This is a genomic window from Spirosoma sp. (genome assembly GCF_026391055.1).
Classification (GTDB): Bacteria; Bacteroidota; Bacteroidia; order Cytophagales; family Spirosomataceae; genus Spirosoma.
Map to the genome: position 1 here is coordinate 553,755 of NZ_JAPLET010000022.1, position 19,114 is coordinate 572,868.

The window sequence follows — 19,114 nt, forward strand, 5'->3', positions numbered from 1 at the left end:
TACTTTTCGGAATCACACTTTAACGTTATTCATCGTTTGGTCGAAAAAGTCATTACCCTCGACAATGTATCGCTCATCGACTTTCTGGGCGTAGAAAACCACAACATCAAAGAAGTGGCTGCTGCGTTTCCCATGAGCAAAATTATCTCGCGTGGCAACGAGATCCGGATCAAAGGAACAACTCCGGAAATAAGCCGCATTAGCGATATTCTGGACTCGCTGATGGAACACTATCAGAAATACGGTAAAATTACGCACGAAAATATCCAGAGTTATATTAGTCACAGCGGGCAGCCGACAAACGGCTCGGGCAGCATTCCGCCCGTTCCGCCCGATGATGATGAAGTACTGGTATATGGAACACGCGGTGTTGTGGTCCGGGCGAAAACGGATAACCAGAAGCGCCTGGTCGAAGCTGCAGAAAAACACGATCTGGTGTTTGCCGTAGGGCCGGCCGGTACGGGAAAAACCTATACCGCCGTAGCCATTGCCGTACGGGCACTGAAAAACAAGGAAGTTAAAAAAATTATTATCACGCGCCCTGCCGTCGAAGCAGGTGAAAACCTTGGGTTTCTGCCGGGCGATCTGAAAGAAAAAATCGACCCGTACCTGCGCCCGATCTACGACGCGCTCGATGATATGATTCCGGCCGAGAAACTGAAATTCTACACCGAGAACCGAATTATTGAAATTGCTCCGCTGGCGTACATGCGCGGTCGGACGTTGAATAATGCCTTCATTCTGCTCGACGAAGCGCAGAACACGACGTCTATGCAGATGAAAATGTTCTTAACACGTATGGGGCCAACCTCCAAAGCCATTATCACCGGTGACCGCTCTCAGATTGACTTGCCGAATAAGCAAAAATCGGGTTTAGTCGAGTCTGTTGACATATTGAAAAACATCAAAGGCATTGCGTTTGTTGAGCTTGATGGTCGGGATGTAGTTCGTCACCGGCTCGTCCGCGAAATTATTACAGCGTATGATAAAGCAGGTCAGTAATAACCTGATTAAGAATATACGAACTGGCTGGCATTGGCTGGCCGGTTCGTTTTTGTGTTTACTTAGCTCTTTCGCCTGGTCGCAGACTACGGACGAAACGCTGCTTAACCGATGCGGAGTCGTTGAACACGAACGAATACTACAGCAGAGAAACCCTAACCGGCTGCGGCAACTTACTGAGTTGAACCAGCTGATTCAGAAGGCGCAAACGGATGGCAGGTCGCTTCGGCAGGCCGTAGATGAAACGGTGTACCGGATTCCGGTAGTCGTTCACGTGGTGCATAATAATGCATCGCAGACCGTTGGCGGGGCCAATAACGGCAATATCTCCGATGAGCAGATACTGTCACAAATTCAGGTACTCAACGAAGACTATCGTCGGCAAGAGGGTACAAATGGGTTTAATACCAGCGACATCGGGGCTGACGCACGTATTGAGTTCTATCTAGCCACCACCGATCCGAGTGGTAACCCATCTAGTGGAATCACCCGCCATTATTATCCCCAAAAGTCGTCATTTGATGTGTTTAATGACGACGTGTTGTTATCTCAGATCGTCTACTGGCCTAGTAACCAATATCTGAATATCTGGGTCACCAGAGTCGACAACTATATTGGCTATACTCAGTTCCCATCCGCAGCAGACACACTTAAAGGACTTCCCGCTAGTTCCAATGAATTTACGGATGGCACGATCATTGATTACCGCTATTTTGGGAAGCGAATAGGAACCGTTAGTACCTCTTCACTGTATGCGCTGGGACGTACCGCAACGCACGAAATAGGGCACTGGCTGGGTCTAATTCATACTTGGGGTGATGGCAGCGGCTGTGCTGAAGATTATGTAGCTGATACCCCGCCTACAGAAGATAGATCCAATGTGTCTGTTCTGACAAACTGCCGACAAACCTACTCCAGTTGCGTAAATGGAGTACAAACGCGTGACCTGATTGAAAATTACATGAATTACTGGCCCGATGCCTGTATGAATATGTTTACAGCAGGGCAGGTAGCACGCATGCGGCTGGTCATGACGTTGAGTCCCCGCAGGGCACAACTGCTTAAGTCGGTACTATCGCCATTAACCGAAACTGACGCCCTTACGGTAAGCATTTGGCCAAACCCAATCACTACAACAGAGTCTTCCATTGATGTACAGCTAAAAGGATCGCAAACTTTCAACCTTGATTTGTTTGATGCTACCGGTCGGCAGTTGAGAAGCTATACATACACCAATTCGCCTAGCACGCGGATTAGTGTGCCTGTAACTGGATTGGCAACCGGTGTGTATATTGTGCGCGTAAAAACTGGCAGTGAAATGGTTAGCAAGCGCCTGCTGGTTCAGTAATAACAAAATTCCACCTTATGATTAGTGTTTTACCTATTTCAAACCCATCCGATCTCGAATCGGCTTTTGCCATTCGCCGACAGGTTTTTGTTGAAGAGCAGCACGTTTCGGCTCGTGAAGAGTATGATGAGTTTGAAGATACAAGTACCCATTTTCTAGCCCGGTTTGAGGGTACGCCCTGCGGAACTGCCCGCTGGCGACGTACATCTAACGGTGTTAAGTTGGAGCGATTCGCTGTTTTAGCCGCTTTCCGCGGGAAAGGCGTTGGTAACGCACTGGTTAAAGCTGTACTTGAGGATGTGTTTAATCAACAACCCGAACCCATCGAACGCATTTATCTGCACGCACAGGTAACCGCCATGCCACTCTATGCAGGTTTTGGCTTTGTTGCCGTTGGCCCGATGTTCGAGGAAGCGGGTATTCAGCATTATAAAATGGTACTGCCCGGCTCTGCGTTCAACAGAGAATGAAAGGGAATCCTTTTGTTCGCTACGCGGCTGCGCTAATCAATGGAATTGTCCTGTACGTGTACTTGCCAGACTGGACAGTTGTTCCGAAGGTAGCGATGCTGGCAGGACTTGGGCTGCTCCTTTGGGGAATCCGTCGAACAAGTGGCAAACTCGTAAAGCCGATCCAAACGGCATCCGGCCTTGGCGGCCTGCTACTACTGCTTACATTGGGCTGGGGGATTTCCTATCAGCATACAGCCCGGAATCAATCCGATAACCTCATCCATATCACTGATACACTTCGATCCTATGTGGGTGTAATAACAGCTCAGCCGGAAGAAAGGGCCAGAACATTTCGCGTGGAGCTGGCCATTCGCCGGGGAAAATGGATGAGCCTAGGAGGAGAGCAATGGCAACCGCTAAGTGGCCGGGTTATCGTGTATCTGGATAAGGTGGGCCAACCCATGCCAAACTACGGAGAGGTCTGGTTAGTATCGGGTTCGCCAAGGCCCATCGACCCACCCTTGAATCCTGGCGAGTTCGACTATAAACAGTACCTCAGCTACCGGAATATCTACCACCAGCAGTATCTACGGCCCTACGAGCGAACGATACTGTCGGTTGACCCACCTAACCGTATTACTTACCTTGCCACCCGTGTAAACCGCTGGGCCGACAGTGTTTTCACCCATCAGGTTGGCAACCGGGCTGAATACGGGATAGTCAACGCCATGATCTTAGGTGTGAGGGATGATCTGGATACCGAATTATACCGGGCCTATGCTGCAGCAGGAGCTGTGCATGTACTGTCGGTGTCGGGGCTTCATGTGGGGATTCTATTCCTTGTTTTAACGTTTTTGCTCCGTTTCCTGATTAAACGACCTCGGGGTAAACTCCTGATGGCTTTTTTACAATTAACGATTCTGTGGTTCTACGCGTTAATTACCGGGTTTTCGCCCCCGGTGCTGCGCTCAGCGGCCATGTTTTCATTACTTATTGTCGCCAATGCCTCCGGTCGCCAGCAGCAGTTTATCAACTCATTAGCCGCTTCTGCTTTTTTTATTCTGTGTTTTGATCCCTACGCTTTGTTTTCGGCGGGATTTCAGTTGTCGTATCTGGCCGTGGGTGGGATCGGTGCGTGGCAGTCTCCGCTTTATCAGTCAGTCACATTTCGGTATAAACTGGCGGACAAAATCTGGGAATTGACAGCTGTTGCGCTGGTTGCGCAGTTAATTACCTTTCCGTTGGGCGTTTTCTATTTTCATCAGTTTCCCACGTACTTCCTGCTGGCCAATCCGATTGTGATTGTCATGTCAAATATTCTCTTGCCGCTGGCCATGGCAGCATTAGCTTTAAGTGGTGTTCCTTACATAAATGAGTTGTTGGGCTGGCTATTGGAGAAAACGGCCTGGTTTCTTAACAATGCAGTCACGCAAACGAGTGCACTGCCCGGTGCAGCCTGGGATGGACTATGGATAAGCCAACTGGTTATGGTACTAATCTATGTCGTTATATTCAGTGGCGCAGCGTTAATGATTACACGAGACAGGGTCTATTTATGGGCAACAAGTCTGGCTGCTCTTGTCGTTGCCGGTCTAACGCTACGGGACGATTTTGAGCAGACGAGGCAAAAACGGCTGGCGGTTCATTTTCTGCCCCACCGCACGGCAGTAAGCCTTACCGATGGGCATCAGAGTACAATACTAACCGATCTGGATGCGAACGACACCCGTTCATTCGACTTCTATCTGAAAAATACATTTGGGCAATGGGGCGTTTCGGATTTAAACATTATTAAGGTCGGTCAAAGCAGCAGTGTTGAAGATTCGATACCAAAACGCCTTGCCTGTTACCAGAACCGGTCCTATACGTTGTGGGTATGGCACGGTAAAACAATCCTACTGGTCAATCAATTGAGCGGATCATATCACTGGCGGTTACCAGCTGTCGTTGATTATCTCATTATCCGGCGGAATGCCCTGCGTGCCTGGAATCAACTTGATGGGCGGGTGGTTGCTCGGCACATTATCTTCGATGATTCGAACAAGACGCCCTTAACGGATAAGTTGCTTGCCAGCGCAAAAGAATTAGGAGTTTCTTGTTATTCGGTGCGTCAGATGGGAGCTTATGTAGCTGACTTATAAATAAGTAGACTGACTGTGCTATTAGCGTCTAAGATTTCTCAGCTGAGCGGGGAATCGTCTGTGACAATTCCCCGCCTATACTCAATCACCGAGTGTACAGCGACCCTTTGGCAATGGTTGATTCGTACTCGTAATTGATGGTTTCCAGAAATTTACCCGTTACCCAGCCAACGTCGGCATTGCGGACAAAAACGAAACGTCTGGGCGTTGAAGCTGTTGAATAGGCCTTCAGAATAGACTCCAGCCAGAGTGCCCCCACCACGATTTGTTTTTCGTTGAGCAAGTTTTGAACAGTCGAAATATCTTGTTCGGCCTGTGCCCGAATGGTAGGGTTGGCAATGCCGGTTAAATTGGGCTTGATCAATTCACGGTAGTCGGATAAGGCCAGTTTTTTGAATCGCTCCACATCATCCGGGGTAATAGCAACGGCAGTAACACCCGCTTTTTCGGGGTGCAGATAACTAATAAGCGCCCACACCAGATCCCCGCCAATGCCAACGGTTCTTCGTTGCTGCAATCCTTTGCTTTCTGGGTTTACCCGCTTCAAGAGTTCGGCATCGGCAACGGATTTAACCACCCGCTGGGCTTCGCGTTTAAACGCATCCAGATTGAGGGGGCGCTTGCCGTCGATCTGAGCTACCAGCGAATTAAGGCCTACCGGGACGTTGATGCCGTGAAAGGTTTTGGCACCCATTGGTGTCGCCTGATCAAAATAGCCCCCCAGTGTACTATTGCTGCCAATGTCCAGTGCCGAAGTCGTTGGCCACACTTTACGAGGGATAGCCCCAATGGTAAATAGCTCAGCTTCCCGGCTAGCTGTTAGGGATGTGTCAATTTTTAGATTGCTATTCGGTAACACACGCAACAACTGATCGTAGAGTTTACGCTGGCTGGCCGGGTTTTTGGCAAGCTCTTCCCGAACGTCGTTGCTCAGTACGATAAAAATTCGTTCGTTAGGAATGTTATACCGCTGTACTGAATCCAGACAAACCTTCAGCGCGTCCTGTTCCGGCTTATAAGTTGACGAAGCGTCTGCAACGAAGGTGACCCCTGGATTGGCAATATCGACCGTTGTTTTAATGTCTTTCTCGTAAAAATCGGTTTCGTACCGCGTTTTGAGAATGGCGAGTTTAATCGTAGACGTGCCAATCTGGATACCGGCGTATAGGTTTTTGTTCGAAAGGTTGCGGACAATCTCATTAACCCCCCATGCACTGGCTACGTATTTCAGCTTAAGATACTGGCTTCGTGCCCGCTCCAGATATTGTAAGGCCATCGTTGTGTCGCGCAGATCGCTGTACGAAAGGCCCAGCGATTCATTGGTAACCGCTTCCCAGTAAAAATTTGTGGTACGCACCGCAGGCAGTGCGCGTTTCAGCAAACTAATTGACTCATCCGATTTGTCGACGGCCCGGAGCGTGCTGGCCAGCTTGATGTATCGAATCGCCTGGGTAAGATTTTGCGCGGGCTGAGCGAGTCCCATCGTCGAGCAGAAGCCAGAAATCAGGACAAAAGAAGTAAGTCGTTTCATAAGCAGGGCAACTATAAAAAGGTTGTTGCCACACTTACGTAGTAGACCAGGAATTAGACTTATAGGTTAGGTCGAAAATGAGTTTGCGGCCCAAAGGGCGCTGAAAAGGCTACTATTAAAACAATACGATGAATTTTAAGGTTGATTGGGCGCTTTGCTCAGCGAATCTTTTTTGGGCGCTGCTGGTCGCCAGCCGCCAATTTCCTTTTGCATGGCCTCCTTCCTTGACTGATACAGGCTCCATTGTTCAGGCGTAAGGATTGGCTTGAGTTTCTCTTCCTTTTCTTCGTTAAACATCATCATCACATCCCGGACCTGCTTAATAGCCTCGGGCGAAGGTCGCCCACCACCCGTTCCAATGATGTCTTTAATGGCATCCTGCTGCTGGCTGGCGTACTCATTGTTCAGTTGTTTGACCGCTTTTGCCTGGTCTTTGCTCAGATCCAGATTTTCTTTCAGCCATTTCGTTTCTTTCATGGCCATATCGCCGGCAATATTCGGCACTGAGGCACGTGGTGGGCTACTGGGCATATTCTGACTCATGCCGCCCATCCGCCCACCATATCCGCCGTACCCCCCACCATATCCGCCATATTGGCTAAAAGCATGGAGACTGATAAGTAGGAAAAGACTACAAAAAAGCGATGTTAGTTTAATCATGACAGTTACAGTAAATAAATGAGTTGCCGTCTGGTTTTCGATTTGGATATACAGCGTTTAGCACACAAAAATACAGTAAGTTATTGGGCTTTCAGATGCAGTAAATCACTAAACTTTTTTCCTGAACCTGCCGTTGTCAACATGTATGGAAATGCTCGAAAAAATCCGTAAAGCGTACACCGAGTACGTATTGGAAAACGGTAAACAACCCACCTCAGTCTTTCAGTTTGCCAAAAAATTAAAACTTACTGAAGCTGACTTCTACACCCACTACACATCCTTCGACGCCATCGAAGCGGATGTCTGGCTCGCGTTCTTCACCGATGCTAAAGCAACTGTCGATGTTGATGAAACGTACCAGAGCTATTCAGTTCGGGAGAAGCTCCTGGCGTTTTATTATACTTGGATCGAATTGCTGAAAGCCCAGCGCAGTTTCGTCGTGTACAGCTACGGCCGTCTGCGAGCCGAAAGCAAAGGGCAGGGCCTTCGAGGAATGACGCCGAAAGCACCGGTTCTGAACGCATTTAAGGACGAGTTCTTCGATTTCGCCCGCGATTTGCTGGCCGAAGGCCGGGAGAGCAAAGAGGTAGAACCGCGCCCGTTCATCACAGACCGGTACCCGAATGCGCTCTGGGGACAAACGCTGTACCTGCTCGATTTCTGGGTTCGGGATGTGAGTAAGAACTTCGAGAAAACAGACTCGGCCATCGAGAAATCAGTCAACACGACGTTCGACCTGATTGGCCGGTCGCCATTAGATACCCTATTTGACTTCGCCAAGTTTATGTACCAGAATAAATGAGCGATCGTGTAAAAGAGAGAATGAGTGTGCAGTCGAAAAAGCACTCGTTCTCTCGTTCACTCGTTCTCTCTTTAACCCTTTCGTTCATCACAAATGAAAATCCAGACATCCGTTCCAACAGGAAAAGTTGCGCGTGCCAGTCAGTTTATGAAGGCTGGGGTAAAAGTTGGCGGTAACTATATCAAGCATTATAGTAAGAAGCTGATGGACCCCAGTTTGTCGAAAGATGAACTTCACCAAGACAATGCGGCCGATATTTACGACGCCCTCAGTGAGTTGAAAGGATCGGCCCTCAAAATGGCTCAGATGCTGAGCATGGACCGGGGACTGTTGCCGGTAGCGTATTCCGATAAGTTTACCATGGCCCAATACTCGGCCCCGCCCTTATCCGGTCCGCTGGTGGTGAAGACGTTTAAAACGTACTTTGGTAAAACACCCGCTCAACTGTTCGACAAGTTCAGCATCGAGGCCGTGAATGCCGCCAGTATTGGTCAGGTACATCAGGCCTGGAAGGATGGCCGGAAACTGGCCGTAAAAGTACAGTATCCCGGTGTTGCCGATGCGGTAAGCTCCGATTTGAAAATCGCTAAACCGTTAGCCGTCCGGTTATTGAACCTTAACGAACGCGACATTGACCGGTACATGGGCGAAGTAGAGTCTAAACTGCTGGAAGAAACGGATTACGAACTCGAACTGAAGCGGTCCATCGAAATTTCGGAAGCCTGTGCCCATATTCCCGGTCTGGTTTTTCCTAAATACTACCCGGAGTTATCGTCAAAGCGGATTTTGACGATGGACTGGCTCGATGGCCTTCACCTGAAGGAGTTCATGAAAACGAATCCGTCTCAGGATGTTCGCGACCAGATTGGGCAGGCACTGTGGGATTTCTACGATTTTCAGATTCATACCCTGCGGCAGGTTCATGCCGACCCACACCCTGGTAATTTCCTCATGCGCGCGAACGGCACTATGGGCGTGATCGACTTCGGCTGTGTGAAAGTGATTCCCGATTTTTACTACGATAACTACTTCCGTCTCGTTAACCCCGATACCCTGGATGACGCGGCCCTGACGGAAGAGATTTTCGAGAATTTAGAATTTATCACGGATGCTGATTCTCCTAAAGAGCGGCAGTTCTTCTCCGATCTGTTCAAAGACATGACCCGGATGCTGGCTGAGCCGTTTGCCGTTGATAGCTTCGACTTTGGGGACGATGCCTACTTTAACAAAGTTTATGCGTTTGCCGAAGGGCTGGCAAATGTGCAGGAGTTGAAAAACTCGAAAGTAGCCCGTGGCTCGCAGGATGGCCTGTATGTGAACCGGACGTACTACGGGCTCTACGCCATGCTGAACGAGTTAAAAGCCCGCATCGTAACGACGAAACCCGAATGGCTGCGGTCGGCGAAAGAAGTTGCCTGACGAGTTTATGAAAACGGTTTTTCGTTTATAAATATAGCCCACGGGTTAACCCGTGGGCTGTTGTATTTCAGCCCGGCTAGCTCGCGGCCGACTGGTAAATCCGCTCAACGATTTCCTGTAAAATAGCGCCCTGTTCTGCTGTACAGACATTGGACGGTTTACCCCGGCAGGCGTCCAGAAAAGCCGCTGTATTTTTAAGCTGGATGTCCGTCTCTTCAAGATACGGAAACTGAACATCGGCCAGCTCACCCGCTATTTCGGTATGCAGCATGAAGGGGAAAAGCTTTGCCCCGCCTTTGCTGCCGAAGATTTCCAGATTTCGGTCTTTATCGGTCTGCGTATTTAGCGCAAACGAGGCCGAGAGCATGATCGACGCTTTGTCAGGAAATGAGAGGTAAGCTGTAGCGGCATCTTCGACCTCGAACGTTTGAGGGTTCCAACTGCCCATTAAGCCTTTCCCTCCCGCTTTCCCGATGAAATCGTAGGTATTGCCCAACACTTGGTCGGGGGTGGGGTAGCCGAGGGCGCAAAGGGCCAGATCAAGCACGTGTACGCCTAAATCCATGAGTGCCCCTCCACCCTGCATGGCCTTATTGGTAAAATAACCCCAGCCCGGAATGCCCCGGCGACGCAGAAAGTGGGCTTTTATGTGGTAAATATCGCCCAGAAGGCCAACTTCCTGGCAGCGCGTAAGGAGGGTCCATTCGCTCGTTTGCCGGAGCTGAAAATTATAGGCAAGTACCCGCCCCTTCGCAGCCGCCAAATTGGCCATATCGCGGGCATTCTGGGCCGAAATGGCGGGTGGTTTCTCGCAGAAAACGTGGCAGTTGTGTTCCAGCGCTTCCATCGTTTGTGGATAATGCAGGTTGTTGGGCGTACAGATCACCACGACATCAGGCGAGCACTGTTGGTATAGCTCACCCGTGTTATCGAACGCGTGTTCAATACTGTGTTTGTCGGCAAGGGCGCGGGCTTTGGTACGGTCGCGGCTGCAAATGGCCACTAGCTCGACTTGTTCGGATAACTGACTGAGGGCGGGGATGTGGTTTTTATCGGCAATATTGCCTCCGCCAATAATGGCAGCTCGTAGTCGGGTCATAGAAAACGGGTAAGGAGTAAATCAATTCAGCCGCCAACTTACTCACTTAGCGAGGATACACAATAACGACAAATGAAGATTTTACTGGCTCCCGATAAATTCAAAGGCTCATTAACAGCGTCGGCCGTATGCGCTGCCATGGCCGATGGTATCCGGCTGGTCTTGCCAACCGCCGAGCTGATTTCTGTTCCCATGGCCGACGGGGGAGAGGGTACCGCCGAGGTGTTGACCGAAGGCTCTGCCGGAAGCTGGCACACGCGAACCGTTCAGGACCCACTTGGGCGGCCGGTCGAAGCGGGGTATGGTATCTCAGGTGATGGTAAAACGGCCTTTATCGAAATGGCCCAGGCTTCTGGTCTTCGGTTGTTAAAAATGGCCGAATACGATCCTTTTGAGGCCAACACCTACGGGACGGGTGAACTGCTTGCGGAGGCCATTAAACAGGGTGTTGAGCGGATCGTGCTGGGTATTGGCGGAAGTGCCACCAACGATGCCGGTACAGGAATGGCATCGGCACTTGGCTGGCGCTTTCTGGATAAAACGGGACATGAACTCCGGCCCTGTGGCGGTAATCTGGCTCAAATAACGACGATTACTCCGCCGGAATCAGCCTGGACCGGGTCTGTAGACGTGGCCTGTGATGTAACGAACCCACTGGTCGGACCACAGGGTGCTACCTACATCTACGGCCCGCAAAAAGGCGCGAAACCCGATGAATTGCCCATTCTGGATGCGGGTATGAAACACCTGGCCGGGTTAATTCATCAGCAGTTTGGCGTGGATTTGGCTAGGATGCCGGGCGCCGGTGCTGCTGGTGGCCTGGGCGCCGGAGCCGTTTTATTCCTCAGCGGTCAACTGATTGAGGGCGTCAACTTATTGATGCAGCAGACAAAATTAGCCGCAAAAATGGCCGGTGCCGACCTGATTCTTACCGGCGAGGGGCGAATTGATCACCAAACCCTGCAAGGCAAACTCATTGCAGGCATCACCCGACTGGCGAACGAACAGCATATCCCCGTAATCGCCATGTGTGGTTCGCTGCAACTCGCTCCGGAAGAACTGGATCAGTTGGGGCTAACCAGTGCCTTTTCTATTGTTCCTGGTCCGGTTAGTTTAGATGACGCCCTGGTCAATGCAGCCGATTATCTGAAACGAACTACGGCTCAGGTAATGCGGTTGATGACATAGGAGTGGTCAGCTACACGTTTCATTTAGCCAGTATGCTCCGTATCTTTACTAAATGTTACCAACCACCGATACACCTGTTTTGACTACTGACCTCAGTACGGCGGCCCCGTCAGCGAAACCACGCTTCGATGATATTTTCATGGATTTGGCCGTTAACCTCGCCAAACGGTCGCATTGCATCAAGGCACAGGTAGGTGCGGTACTCACCCGCGATACCCGCATTATCTCCATTGGTTACAATGGTCCTCCGGCGGGTACGCATAACTGCGACGAGGAATTTCCCGGCGTTGGGTGCCCGCGCGATTCAAAAGGGTCCTGTTCACTGGCACTTCATGCCGAGCAGAATGCCATTCTTTATGCCGCCAAAAATGGCTCAGAGATCGAAGGGTCTACTATATACGTAACTTTGTCACCCTGCATTGCCTGTGCCCGGATTATCTACAGCATGAAAATCGCCCGGGTCGTTTTCCTGAATTCCTACGCCGAATACAAGGGAATTCCTTCTGATGAAGGCGTCGATTTTCTGCGTCGATTTGGCGTAACGGTCGAGCGGTATGTGTCCAGTTCGGGGGGGCGTGTCGGAGCTGATTTGCCCATTACTCAACCAACGCCATGAATATACTGGCGCATGGGTATTTATCAGGACCTCGCTCTTCTGACCAGTATACGGGGTTGCTAGTCGGTAATTTCATTGGTGATTTTATCAAAGGCGACCCCGCAAGTCCACGGCATAACCTGCTTGCCGACGAGATTACGGGCGTTCGCGTTCACCGCGCCATCGACTCCTTCACCGACGCTCATCCCGAGGTGGCTGCCGTGCGCGATTTACTCCATCCGCGATGTCATAAGTATGCCGGAGCGGCTGTCGACATCTTTTTTGACCACTTTCTGGCCATTAATTTCACACAGCTCACCGGCGAATCACTGCCTGAATTTATCGGTAGGTTTTATCAGACCCTTCAGGAGAATACGGCTCGTCTGCCAACGGGGGCTGCCCGCATGGCCGATTACATGATCCGGCAGGACTGGCTGACCAATTACCAGTATTCGGAAGGGGTTGATCGCTCCCTGAAAGGTGTTTCCCGCCGAACGGCTTTCCCGTCGGGCCTGGATACCGCCATTGAGGATTTAGAGCGCTATTACGAGCAGATTGCAAGACATTTCAGCTATTTTTGGCCTAGCTTAGTCGGTCACATTCAACAGGTACGTACAACATTGACCTTATTCTCATGACTCAGAAACGAATATTCTCATCACTTCTTGGCATCCTTGTTATCCTTGGCCTCGTGATAGCCCAGACAGGCTGGAACAAAGCCGAACCCTGGCGCCCCGACCAGCTACTCGAACCGGCTGATCTGGCCGAAACGATCAATACGCCCGGCGCAGCCAAGCCACTCATTATCAGCGTTGGTCCAGCTGCCACGATTAAGTCATCCATTGGCGTTGGCCCAGGCAGCGAAGCCGACAATCTGGCAAAATTGGAAAAACTGCTCAGTAAAGAGCCGAAAAACCGGGAAATCGTTATTTACTGCGGGTGCTGTCCGTTCAAGAACTGCCCCAACGTGCGTCCGGCCTTTACGAAGCTCAATGAGCTGGGTTTTAAAAACCACAAACTCTTGAATTTGGCTAAAAATCTCAAAACCGATTGGCTGGATAAAGGGTATCCGGCAGTGGAGTAAATCATTGTATGGCCGTTCCGTTTAGTGTCCAACAGTCAGTCACCCCGAATTTAGCTGAAAACTGAAGCTCTGGTGCTGGTGAACTGATCGGCATAGTCTGAGACTATGCCCAATCCATGCCCGTTGCCTATCAGTGTTTATGACAGGCAACGGGCTTTTTACTGCCTGCTCGGCATAGTCTGTAACTATACTCAACGTACTTGACGGGAATGAGTTTTGCCGCGTTTAAGGATGTTAATCCTGATAGATAGAGTAAGTTTAGTAGTACCTTGCTAACTCCTGGATATAATCAAAGAGAGTAATGAAAAACTTCTTGTTACTACTAACTTTTGCCGGAGTTGTCGGTTCGGTCCATGCTCAGGAATTGGTCAAAGATGACGCTGCAAAAACGTCAGTAGGGCATTGGGCCTTAGCTATAGAAACGGATAATCTATTGCTTCTAAAAAAAGTGGACGGGCCTGGAGATGACTACTATTTACGAAAAATAGTACCTAGTATTGGCTACTTTGCTACCAACACTCTTCTGCTTGGCGTTGGAGTTCCCCTTGGCTTATCTTCACGAAACGGGACCTACTACAGCAGTGGAACAATTGGTCAGGCCGGAGTCTATTCTTCTACTAGTTCACCTACACAGATTGGAATAGCCCCGTTTGTACAACTGTTTCTGGGAAAGGGGAAAGTCAAGCCGTATGTAGGGGCTTCTTACCGATACACCCACCAACAACTTAACTTTAGTATTCGCGAACTGTCGGTTTATCTGAAGCAAACCGGAAACGAATCTGAACTGTCTGTCTTTACTGGCTTAACCTATTTACTTACGCCTAAGTTGGGGATTGATGCTAAACTTCGCTACGGTTGGCAGCGGGGAGATCATCCGTACATAACTTTCCCTAACCGACTGGAATCGAGCTATTCCTCGACCTATTCCTATATGGGTCAACTCCTATCAGCTAATGTGGGCTTGCGTTTAATGATCGGTGAATAAGACTAAATTGCCAAGTTAAGTTTCGCTGTATCAGTCTATTAATGTTGAGAAGAAAACTCGCCCGTTTGCCTTATCAGATAGTAGCCAAAGAATTTACTCGTTAGCATCAGTAGGTAATAAGGTAATTCCTATTGACTTTTGGGCTAGCTGGTTCGGACACTGATCGGCACGGTCTGTAACTGACCCAACGTACCTGACGGGAATGAGTTTGCCATGAGAGAATGCTCAATGAGAATCGAATATATCAACAGGTTCCGACTCCGGGATGGGTGGTTTCGACTGCCAGTACCAGTAGAAGGGCAATCCGGTGGCAATCAAGCCAAGGCCGGTCAGGGCTTCGCGGGGTTGATTGAGTAGGGTCATAACGACCAGCAGCGTGCAGCAGACCAGGAAAAACAGTGGCACAACAGGATAACAAATAACTCGATAAGGCCTTTCCAGATGCGGTTGTTTGAACCGGAGCAGAATGACTCCCAGCGCCGTGGCACCGTAGAAAATAAACGAAGAAAAGACCAGCGTGTCGGTCAGCTGGTCGAAACTCCCCGACCAGACCAGGATGATTGACCACGCCCCCTGAAGCAGAATGGCGATGGACGGCGTTTTGAATCGGGGGTGAATGACCGCGACTGATTTGAAAAATAAGCCGTCCCGCGCCATCGCGTAAAAAAGGCGGGCGGGCATTAGGATGGATGCGTTGGTGGCATTCGTGGTCGTGACCAGAATCAGGACCGAGATAAACAGTGCCCCGGCCCAGCCAGCGGCCTGCCGTACCACTTCGACAGCCGCAATTTTATCGGGTGTTCGGGCAAGTTGGGCTAGGGCATCAATGGGTAACACATACAGATAAACCACATTCAGCAACACATAAATACTGACAACGATGGTGGTACCCAGACTCAGGGAGATAGGTAAACTACGCTGTGGATTTTTTATCTCTTCGCCGATATACCCGATCTGATTCCAGCCTTCGTACCCCCAAAAGGCTCCTAGCGAAGCAATAACCAGGGAGCCGAGCAGCGTGCGGTGCTCGTTGGGTACAAAATTCGGTATGGCCTGTGTGATGTGGTCAACCCGGCCGGATGCTGCCTGAAAGCCCAGTACCGCAATGATGAGCACGGCCAGAAATGTCAGATAGATAAGTCCCCGGCTAAGCCCCTCCGCGAAGGACACCCCCCGGTAATTTACAAAACTCAAAAATACGATCAGCGCGCTGGCAATGCATTTGACTACCCCTTCGGGAGAGGCTCCGTCTGCCCCGGTGAACGTAATCAGGGACTGCCCGAAAACGTGCGCCAGAGCGGCTATGGTTGCCGTTCGCATGACGGTAAAGGCACCCCAACCGTAAAGGAAGGCAAACAGACGCCCGTATACCTTTTTAAAATAAACATACTCGCCCCCCGATTGCGGAAACATGCCCGCCATTTCAGCGTAGGTCAGTGCCCCGGCCAAGCTAATCATCCCGGCCATGATCCAGCAGCCAATTACCAGCAATGGGGAGCCTAGCTCAGCGGCCATCGGTGCTACTTTCTTAAAAACGCCAGAGCCGATAATGCTGCTCACCACCAATAAGATAGCGGAGCGGAGGTCCAGAGAGCGGGCAAGTTTTGTCATGGAGTCAGAGAGTTGTCGATCAGGCAGATGGGCAGGTAGTAACGATGGATGCCGTATCCAGGTAAGCCAGTAACGTAGGCATGAATGGGGTCATGCCTTTGTAATCAAGCATGGCCTGGGGCGTTGTTTTGAAGACATTTGTGAGCCGTTCCGCAGCATCGGGGCGTTTACTGACTTCGTCCGAAAGTTGGTTCTGGTAGGTATGAATACCAAACAGGATGGCGCCCGAACGCGGCAAACGGGTAAGGGTTTGCCGCTCAATACGTACATACAGGCTTTCGGCAATGGTTTCGGGGGTTAAGCCGGGAGCTCGTTCGGCCAGGAGCTGGTCTAATACAGGGGTGTGACGACTTGTCATGTCCAACTGATCAGACATTTTTACGCTCCAGTTTAATCGCCAGACCGGGCGGCCAACGGGTAGACGTTCCATCAGTTTCTGAGCCGCCCGGATCATGGGCTCAACGATAGGCGTAATGGGCGCGTGAATTTTCCAGAAGGGTAGTCCCATTTTTTCGTCCAGGCACCAGCCATTACCAAAACAAAGCTGTCCGGCTACCAGCGAAGCCTCCGGTCCATCCAGTAAAATAAGATCTTCCTGTACCTGACGACCCACCCAATCGAGCGGTTCCAGGGGCAGCGAACCGGCATCACCGAACGTAAAGGACGAGTGTTCGTTCAGCCGCTTATTGGACCAATGCCAGCGGTTGTCTTCTATCCGAAGGGTAAACTGACTGGGTTCAAACTGGCTTAGATTTGTTAAAATAAGCGCCAGTACTTCCCATTGTGCTGTATCATAACCTGGCAGCGATTGGTAGTAATACGCCGGTAATTCAGCTAGAAGCTGTCTTTTTAGCGCTGTTTCCGTTGTGTAATGGCCGTCCGTTTCGATAAGTGGCTCGTTTTCAGACAGAGGGAAAGTCCCCATCTTGTCGTTAAATTGCTGTCCAAAAGGAAAATATGAGAGCATGGAGACTCGTTTGAGTATGGGTTAATCGCTATTGGTTACCTGTTTTTGATAGCTGCAATGACCATTTTTACAGTCGGGTGAGGCCCAGACCGGGGCCACCGGTGGGGCGCATGTACCCATCTTCGACGATGAAACCACCCGAAACGACGTCTTCCGCCAAGTCGAAACTACCATCGAGGTCGATGTACCGGGTATTTGGACAGGCAAAGGCCGCGTGCAGTGCAGCCGTTATACTAACGCGGCTTTCGTCGTTGCACCCCCAGAAGAGGGCAATGTCGACCGGGCGAGCAATAGAAGCTATCTGGATGGCTGAGCGTATACCCCCACATTTCATCAGTTTGATGTTGAAAATACCAAACGGCTGCGGTTGCTGAGAGAGTTTAATGGCAGCTTCCGGCCCTTTAAGCGATTCATCGGCCGCCAGCAGACAACGGATATCATCCGGTAAAATAAGTAGTTCATTCTCCTGTCCAACTGGTAGCGGCTGCTCAATCAGTTCGATGTTCAGGGCTTTCGTATGCGCCAGAAACCGATGGAGATCCGTTAAGGTATAGCCCTGATTGGCATCCACTCGAATGGTCAGCGACGGGCCGAAGCGCTCCCGAAGTTTTACGACCCGCTCGATATCTTCGTCGACCTGCACGCCCGTCTTTACTTTAAGTACCCGAAAACCCTGCTGTACATAAGCTGCTGCTTCGGCCAGGGTATCGGCTGTGTTCATGATGCCGATCGTGACAGATGTAGGCAGGGTTCGGATGTTCCGGCCGTAAAACTGCACGACCGGAATGCCGAGGTATTGAGCAAAGGCGTCGTGAATGGCAATGTCCAGCGCAGCTAAAGTGCCGGGGGCCTGAGGAAACTGACTCCGGGCGTCGTCGATCAGTTCGTGCAGCGAGCGGATATCCCGGCCAATCAGGCTCGTTGTCCAGTCACTTTGTAGATTGAGATGCGTTTGTTCCGGCGTTTCACCTACCACATCGGGGTCAGGGTTAGCCGCGCCCAGACCAACCAGCCCGTTTTTCAGTTCCAGTTCAACAAAAACGTTTTCTACCGCCGATGTTGTCTGATACGCAATGGTATAGGGTTTTGTCAGGGCCAGATCCCGGCGGTAGGTTCGGATGGCGTTAATGCGCATGGGCCATGGACGTTAGGGCGTAAATAGTGGGTAAAATGGGGTAGACACCCTCTTCCAGCGGCAGTAGCACCGGAATCCCCAGCCGCTCGGTGTACTCCCTCTGAAAGGCGAAGGCTTCCTCCCGCGAGCAACCTTCGGTGTTTAAGGCGAGGGCAATTACGGTTGCCCCGTAACATCCGATCAGGGCAATTTCCGATTCGACGGACGGAATGGCTCCCCAGGCTGGTAAATGGTCGTAATAGTTACGTTTGGGCGCATGGACCAATACCACATGTCGCGCATTGCCGGAAACAAGAAACTCCGAGCCGCAGGGGCCGCTGGGATTACGCAGCGAAGCCTGCCCTTCAATGAGCAGTACGTCGGCACCCGTTTCACGCCAGCACGATACCAGCGCGTGCTCCAGCTCGCCCGACACGAAATCGTTGAGGGTCGAATCGAAGATAAACCCGTACCGGACGCCCTGTAGCCAGCCGGTTTGCCCGGTGTAGATCATCTGTGCATTGATCGCTTGCCGTTCGCAGGCTTCCCGGATCAACCGGGTCGTCGTGCGTTTGCCCAGCGCACAGTCTGTTCCCATAATAGCAATAATGGGGGCCGTTACCTGATTGATCTCGCCCGTCCAGAAATGCAGTTCCTGCCGGGATTTTGGCCGCCGAACGTCGATTAGTTGAGCGCCTGACTGCTGCGCCAGAGCCACCAGATCTGGCTTATCGTTGAGGAATTCGTGGAGTCCGTTAACCACCGAAAGTCCCTGCTGAAGGCAGAGTTTGATGTCGGCCATCATGTTTTCCGGCAAAACACCCCCGTTGGTTGCCACCGCCACGATGGCGTAGGAAACGGCTGGCAGATGGACGAGTGCTTCAGTGACCGAAGCATAAATGGGTATGTTGCGGGTTGTGCCGTCGAGTACAGCACCCGCATCCTGTCCGGCCGTAGGCGCATCGACCACACCAGCAATCGAGTATCGCTCCGTGCCCCGGATGAGTCCGTGGGCTGTTTTGGCATCGGTTGTCGTGAGAAGGCCGTCTGTAAGCAGTATAGCTTGATTCGTCATTTGGGTTTTTAGGATCATTTGCTGGTTAAAAGTAGATTTTT

Annotated in this window: 18 protein-coding genes; 11 read left to right on the top strand and 7 right to left on the bottom strand. The window is 50.8% G+C overall.

Translation table 11 applies throughout. The features are described from left to right. Positions 1-36: 36 nt before the first annotated feature. The 4 genes from NT073_RS17410 to NT073_RS17425 are packed head-to-tail and all read left to right on the top strand — an operon-like array spanning position 37 to position 4,943. On the top strand, positions 37-1,002 hold the full coding sequence (locus tag NT073_RS17410) for a PhoH family protein (protein WP_012926512.1): 966 nt from the start codon (positions 37-39) through the stop codon (positions 1,000-1,002). Beyond that, complete coding sequence (locus NT073_RS17415) at positions 983-2,350, top strand: M43 family zinc metalloprotease (protein WP_297375885.1); 1,368 nt, start codon at positions 983-985, stop codon at positions 2,348-2,350. Before NT073_RS17410 ends, NT073_RS17415 begins: the two co-directional genes overlap by 20 nt. A gap of 17 nt (positions 2,351-2,367) precedes the next feature. Further along, positions 2,368-2,820: a GNAT family N-acetyltransferase gene (locus NT073_RS17420; RefSeq protein WP_012926514.1), complete on the top strand. Its 453-nt coding sequence runs from the start codon at positions 2,368-2,370 to the stop codon at positions 2,818-2,820. Further along, the gene (locus NT073_RS17425; RefSeq protein WP_297375889.1) at positions 2,817-4,943 is read left to right on the top strand and encodes a ComEC/Rec2 family competence protein; all 2,127 of its coding nucleotides are present in this window, start codon (positions 2,817-2,819) and stop codon (positions 4,941-4,943) included. The genes NT073_RS17420 and NT073_RS17425 overlap by 4 nt, the downstream gene beginning before the upstream one ends. 85 nt (positions 4,944-5,028) lie before the next feature. Here NT073_RS17425 and NT073_RS17430 read toward each other — a convergent pair whose 3' ends face one another. Together NT073_RS17430 and NT073_RS17435 are read right to left on the bottom strand one after the other, a co-directional pair. After that, positions 5,029-6,474 (bottom strand): tetratricopeptide repeat protein, encoded by a 1,446-nt coding sequence (locus tag NT073_RS17430; protein ID WP_297375892.1) that lies wholly within the window; start codon positions 6,472-6,474, stop codon positions 5,029-5,031. A gap of 135 nt (positions 6,475-6,609) precedes the next feature. Continuing rightward, the gene (locus NT073_RS17435; RefSeq protein ID WP_297375894.1) at positions 6,610-7,134 is read right to left on the bottom strand and encodes a hypothetical protein; all 525 of its coding nucleotides are present in this window, start codon (positions 7,132-7,134) and stop codon (positions 6,610-6,612) included. Positions 7,135-7,279: 145 nt separating this feature from the next. Between NT073_RS17435 and NT073_RS17440 the strand changes: the two genes are divergently transcribed. After that, positions 7,280-7,936 carry a TetR family transcriptional regulator C-terminal domain-containing protein gene (locus tag NT073_RS17440; protein ID WP_297375896.1) on the top strand — a complete coding sequence of 219 codons (657 nt, stop codon included), beginning with the start codon at positions 7,280-7,282 and terminating at the stop codon, positions 7,934-7,936. Between the two features lie 93 nt (positions 7,937-8,029). Then, complete coding sequence (locus NT073_RS17445) at positions 8,030-9,355, top strand: AarF/ABC1/UbiB kinase family protein (protein ID WP_297375898.1); 1,326 nt, start codon at positions 8,030-8,032, stop codon at positions 9,353-9,355. A gap of 76 nt (positions 9,356-9,431) precedes the next feature. Here NT073_RS17445 and NT073_RS17450 read toward each other — a convergent pair whose 3' ends face one another. Beyond that, on the bottom strand, positions 9,432-10,454 hold the full coding sequence (locus NT073_RS17450; RefSeq protein WP_297375900.1) for a Gfo/Idh/MocA family oxidoreductase: 1,023 nt from the start codon (positions 10,452-10,454) through the stop codon (positions 9,432-9,434). Positions 10,455-10,526: 72 nt separating this feature from the next. Here NT073_RS17450 and NT073_RS17455 point away from each other — a divergent pair, with 72 nt between their 5' ends. From NT073_RS17455 to NT073_RS17475, 5 genes are all read left to right on the top strand, one after another. Beyond that, positions 10,527-11,642, top strand: a complete 1,116-nt coding sequence (locus NT073_RS17455) for a glycerate kinase (RefSeq protein WP_297375902.1) — start codon at positions 10,527-10,529, stop codon at positions 11,640-11,642. 139 nt (positions 11,643-11,781) lie between these two features. Beyond that, complete coding sequence (locus NT073_RS17460; RefSeq protein ID WP_297377063.1) at positions 11,782-12,258, top strand: dCMP deaminase family protein; 477 nt, start codon at positions 11,782-11,784, stop codon at positions 12,256-12,258. Next, the gene (locus NT073_RS17465; RefSeq protein WP_297375904.1) at positions 12,255-12,875 is read left to right on the top strand and encodes an acyl carrier protein phosphodiesterase; all 621 of its coding nucleotides are present in this window, start codon (positions 12,255-12,257) and stop codon (positions 12,873-12,875) included. The genes NT073_RS17460 and NT073_RS17465 overlap by 4 nt, the downstream gene beginning before the upstream one ends. After that, positions 12,872-13,321 carry a rhodanese-like domain-containing protein gene (locus tag NT073_RS17470; RefSeq protein WP_297375906.1) on the top strand — a complete coding sequence of 150 codons (450 nt, stop codon included), beginning with the start codon at positions 12,872-12,874 and terminating at the stop codon, positions 13,319-13,321. Before NT073_RS17465 ends, NT073_RS17470 begins: the two co-directional genes overlap by 4 nt. 301 nt (positions 13,322-13,622) lie before the next feature. Continuing rightward, positions 13,623-14,306: a hypothetical protein gene (locus tag NT073_RS17475; RefSeq protein ID WP_297375908.1), complete on the top strand. Its 684-nt coding sequence runs from the start codon at positions 13,623-13,625 to the stop codon at positions 14,304-14,306. A 225-nt stretch (positions 14,307-14,531) separates the two neighbouring features. On the opposite strand, the gene NT073_RS17480 is transcribed toward NT073_RS17475, so the two are convergent. The 4 genes from NT073_RS17480 to NT073_RS17495 all read right to left on the bottom strand — a co-directional run bounded on the left by NT073_RS17480 (position 14,532) and on the right by NT073_RS17495 (position 19,073). Beyond that, the gene (locus NT073_RS17480; RefSeq protein WP_297375910.1) at positions 14,532-15,917 is read right to left on the bottom strand and encodes an amino acid permease; all 1,386 of its coding nucleotides are present in this window, start codon (positions 15,915-15,917) and stop codon (positions 14,532-14,534) included. Positions 15,918-15,936: 19 nt separating this feature from the next. Further along, a complete protein-coding gene (locus NT073_RS17485) occupies positions 15,937-16,884 on the bottom strand; it encodes a DUF3445 domain-containing protein (protein ID WP_297375912.1) in 948 nt (315 codons plus the stop codon). 67 nt (positions 16,885-16,951) lie between these two features. Beyond that, entirely contained in the window at positions 16,952-18,019 is a 1,068-nt protein-coding gene (locus tag NT073_RS17490) for a dipeptide epimerase (protein ID WP_297375914.1), read from the bottom strand. Next, positions 18,009-19,073, bottom strand: coding sequence for a DUF1611 domain-containing protein (locus NT073_RS17495; RefSeq protein ID WP_297375916.1), 1,065 nt, complete (start codon positions 19,071-19,073; stop codon positions 18,009-18,011). Before NT073_RS17495 ends, NT073_RS17490 begins: the two co-directional genes overlap by 11 nt. Between the last annotated feature and the right edge of the window lie 41 nt (positions 19,074-19,114).